Genomic DNA, 2,962 nt, shown 5'->3' with positions numbered 1-2,962 from the left:
CGAGGTCAGCGAGGCGTACGACGTCCCGGCGATCACGAACGTCGGCCGCCGCGGCGGCAGCGGACTGGCGGCGGCGCTGACGAACGAACTGATCCACGTCGCGAAAGACGTTCGGACCGACGACCTCGAGTTGGAACTCGGGGCCGAGGCTCGAGCAGCCCGGAATCGCGACGCGGCCGAGGACGAATGAGCGACAAATACGATCTCGAGGCTGGGCCGGATCCGGCGACGTTCGCCGCGGCAGAGCCAGAGCCGGACATCGACGAGGAGACGGACGGGCCCGTCTACGCCGTCGGCGTCGGCCCGGGGAATCCCGAATATCTCACACCCCGCGGCGAGCGCGCGATCCGCGAGGCGGACGTCGTCGTCGGCTTCACGACGGTTGTGGAGTTCATCGAGGATGAGACGGATGCCGATCTGCTGACCTGCGGGTACAAGGACGAGGCCGAGGCGCTCGAGGAGTTCGGCGAGCGCGTCGCCGCCGGCGAATCGGGGACCGCCGTCGCGATGGGCGACCCGAACCACTCGGGCTACCAGTTCGTCGGGAAGGTGCAGGATGCGGTCGAGCGTCACGACTCCGACGTACCGGTTCGGGTCGTCCCCGGCATTTCGTCGCTCCAGCTGGCCGCGAGCCGCGCTCGGACGCCGATGGAAGACACCGAGTTCGTCACGCTCCACAAGAGCGGCGACCTCGAGTCGGATATGGATCGACTCGCAGCCGCAGTGAACGATCGGCACTTGCTCGTCCTCCCGCGGCCGTATGACCGAATGCCCGGGGACATTGCAACGCTCCTGCTCGAGGAGGGCGCTGAACCCGACCTCGAAGCGCTGGTGCTCGAGAAGCTGACTCACGAGGACGAACAGATCCACCGGTTCACGCTCGCGGAGCTGGCAGCACACGCCGGCGGGAGCGGGAAAGAGGATACGCCGTTCTCGGATCTGGTCGTGCTCGCGGTTCGTCGACCGGTCGCAGCGGGCCGATCCTCGTAGCGGCCTCCCCCGCGGTATCGGGGCACTCGAGGAGTCTCTCTCCGTTTTGGACCGGACCGATCTCCGGAAATGGTAGACTATAAACAGTTATCGGCGGTCGATTCGACCGTGGACCTATGTCGTCACCACTGTATCTAGAGGAGCCGTATCTGTACGTCTTCATTGGGGCGCTCGGCGTCTGGATCGTTTCGGACCTGAGCATCGGCGTTCGATATCGCGACGGAGCCGCCGCCCCGCAGGACGAGGGATCGAAACGCGCGATCGGAATCGCCGTTAGCGGGGGCGTTTTGGGCGCTGCGCTCGTCCCCGAGGTGGTGACCGCCCCCGGGCTCCCGCATCCGCGGGCAGTGTTCTGGATCGGGATCGGCCTCGTGCTGTTCGGCGTCCTGGTCCGTCAGTACGCCGTTCGGACGCTCGGCGAGTTCTTTTCGCTCACCGTCACCGCCGAGGAGAACGACACCGTGGTCAGTTCGGGGCCGTACCGATGGGTCCGCCATCCGTCGTACACCGGCGGACTGGCGGCGCTGATCGGAATCGGCATCGCGACCGGCAACTGGCTGAGTCTCGGTCTCGTAACCGTCGCCGGCCTGCTCGGCTACGGGTATCGCATCCGCGTCGAAGAGCGCGTCCTCCGGGAAACGCTGGGTGCCTCCTACGAAGCGTACGCGGAACGAACGCCGTATCGACTCGTTCCGGGCCTCTGGTGACGGTCACCCGACGAAACGGCGACTCCTTCACTGGTCGCCTTCGTATTCTCGCAGCACCGACGACACGGTGTTCGACACTTCCTCGAGCGCGACGGCGTTGGTCTTCCTGAGGTCGTCGTCTTTCTGTGCCTCTCCCAGGTGTCGAAGCGCCTTCCGAAGATGCCGTTCGGTCTCCGTCCCGTTTGTCCCATTCATAGTTCGAGCGACGAGTCGTAACTGACTCGAGCGGTTAAGTTCGTCGGTGGGGTGGACCGGTCACTCGAGCGCGTCTCGAATCGCCGCTCGGCGTTCGGCGAACGCCGCGTCGTCCAATACGGGCGTCGTCGACTCGAGGTCGATATCGATCGCGTCGGCCAGCTCGATCCAGGCGCGACAGCCCCGGTAGCTGTCGCGTTCCTCGATGAGCCGCGGCGACTCGAGCGCGCCTACCCGGAGTAACAGCACTCGCAGATCGTCGTCCGAACCGTACTTGTCGCGCAGGCCGTCCGGGGTATAGACGTAGTGGCGCGCGAGGGAGGCGAGGTCGTCGCTCGGAACGACGTACTCCTCGCGGACCTCGGCGACGGCGCGGATCGGAACGCCGTCGTCCGGTTTGGTGCTCGCTCGATGGTAGTACTCCTCGTATTTAGACTGGTAGCGACTCGGCTCCTGATGCGTGTAGGCCGGATAGAGCACGAACCGGTCGTCGATCGTTCCGGGGTCGAGGGTGGGATGTCGAACGAGCACCGTCTGAGAGCCGTCGGCGAGGGCGGTGACCACGCCGGCGCGCTCTTTCAGCGCGGGGATCAGGGACGTCGATTCGGTCGTACTCATTCGTCCCCGCCCAACGCGAACGACTCTCAATTGCGTTTCGACTTTTCGCCCGAACGATCCCTCGTCCAACGGTCTCGGATGACTCGAGGACATGAGGCGACGCTACCGTGCTCGTCGATGCCACCGACGAATTCAAGTCGTATTGTCCTAACTCAATTACAATGGTGTTTGTGGCTGCCACGGCTATCACGGATGAACGGATCGCTGAGACGACCGAGCGCGTTTCGGAGCGGCGACTATGAAGGGGTTCGTCCTCGGCGGCGTCAGTTCCGGCGTCGGAAAGACGGTCGCGACGCTGTCGATTATTCGGGCCCTCGAGGACGCGGGCCACGAGGTCCAGCCCGCCAAGGCGGGCCCGGACTTCATCGATCCGAGCCACCACGAGGCGATCGCGGGCCGGCCCTCCCGCACGCTCGACCTGTGGCTCTGCAGTGCGGACGGCCTCCGCCGGA

At 65.5% G+C, this 2,962-nt stretch carries 6 protein-coding genes; 4 read left to right on the top strand and 2 right to left on the bottom strand.

Going from position 1 to position 2,962, the window contains the following annotated elements; genetic code table 11:
- The 3 genes from PGX04_RS16280 to PGX04_RS16270 all read left to right on the top strand — a co-directional run.
- The coding region (locus tag PGX04_RS16280; RefSeq protein WP_273739472.1) for a precorrin-8X methylmutase at nt 1-190 on the top strand (190 nt) is incomplete at its 5' end.
- A complete protein-coding gene (locus tag PGX04_RS16275) occupies nt 187-990 on the top strand; it encodes a cobalt-precorrin-7 (C(5))-methyltransferase (RefSeq protein ID WP_273739471.1) in 804 nt (267 codons plus the stop codon). The genes PGX04_RS16280 and PGX04_RS16275, both read left to right, overlap by 4 nt.
- 116 nt (nt 991-1,106) lie before the next feature.
- The gene (locus tag PGX04_RS16270) at nt 1,107-1,697 is read left to right on the top strand and encodes a methyltransferase family protein (RefSeq protein WP_273739470.1); all 591 of its coding nucleotides are present in this window, start codon (nt 1,107-1,109) and stop codon (nt 1,695-1,697) included.
- Nucleotides 1,698-1,724: 27 nt separating this feature from the next.
- On the opposite strand, the gene PGX04_RS16265 is transcribed toward PGX04_RS16270, so the two are convergent.
- Both PGX04_RS16265 and PGX04_RS16260 read right to left on the bottom strand, forming a co-directional pair.
- Nucleotides 1,725-1,892 (bottom strand): hypothetical protein, encoded by a 168-nt coding sequence (locus PGX04_RS16265; RefSeq protein ID WP_273739469.1) that lies wholly within the window; start codon nt 1,890-1,892, stop codon nt 1,725-1,727.
- Nucleotides 1,893-1,952: 60 nt separating this feature from the next.
- On the bottom strand, nt 1,953-2,510 hold the full coding sequence (locus PGX04_RS16260; RefSeq protein WP_273739468.1) for a DUF1802 family protein: 558 nt from the start codon (nt 2,508-2,510) through the stop codon (nt 1,953-1,955).
- A gap of 238 nt (nt 2,511-2,748) precedes the next feature.
- Between PGX04_RS16260 and PGX04_RS16255 the strand changes: the two genes are divergently transcribed.
- Nucleotides 2,749-2,962 (top strand): nucleotide-binding protein (locus PGX04_RS16255; RefSeq protein WP_465263819.1); only part of this gene is annotated, 214 nt, incomplete at its 3' end.

The sequence above is a fragment of the Natrinema soli genome (genome assembly GCF_028618695.1).
Note: the sequence above shows the minus strand (reverse complement) of the source record. Positions and strands in the feature narration are given on the sequence as shown.

Coding starts and splice junctions, on each gene's coding strand:
- PGX04_RS16275 (WP_273739471.1), top strand. CDS start 187: ATGAGCGACAAATACGATCTCGAGGCTGGGCCGGATCCGGCGACGTTC.
- PGX04_RS16270 (WP_273739470.1), top strand. CDS start 1,107: ATGTCGTCACCACTGTATCTAGAGGAGCCGTATCTGTACGTCTTCATT.
- PGX04_RS16265 (WP_273739469.1), bottom strand. CDS start 1,892: ATGAATGGGACAAACGGGACGGAGACCGAACGGCATCTTCGGAAGGCG.
- PGX04_RS16260 (WP_273739468.1), bottom strand. CDS start 2,510: ATGAGTACGACCGAATCGACGTCCCTGATCCCCGCGCTGAAAGAGCGC.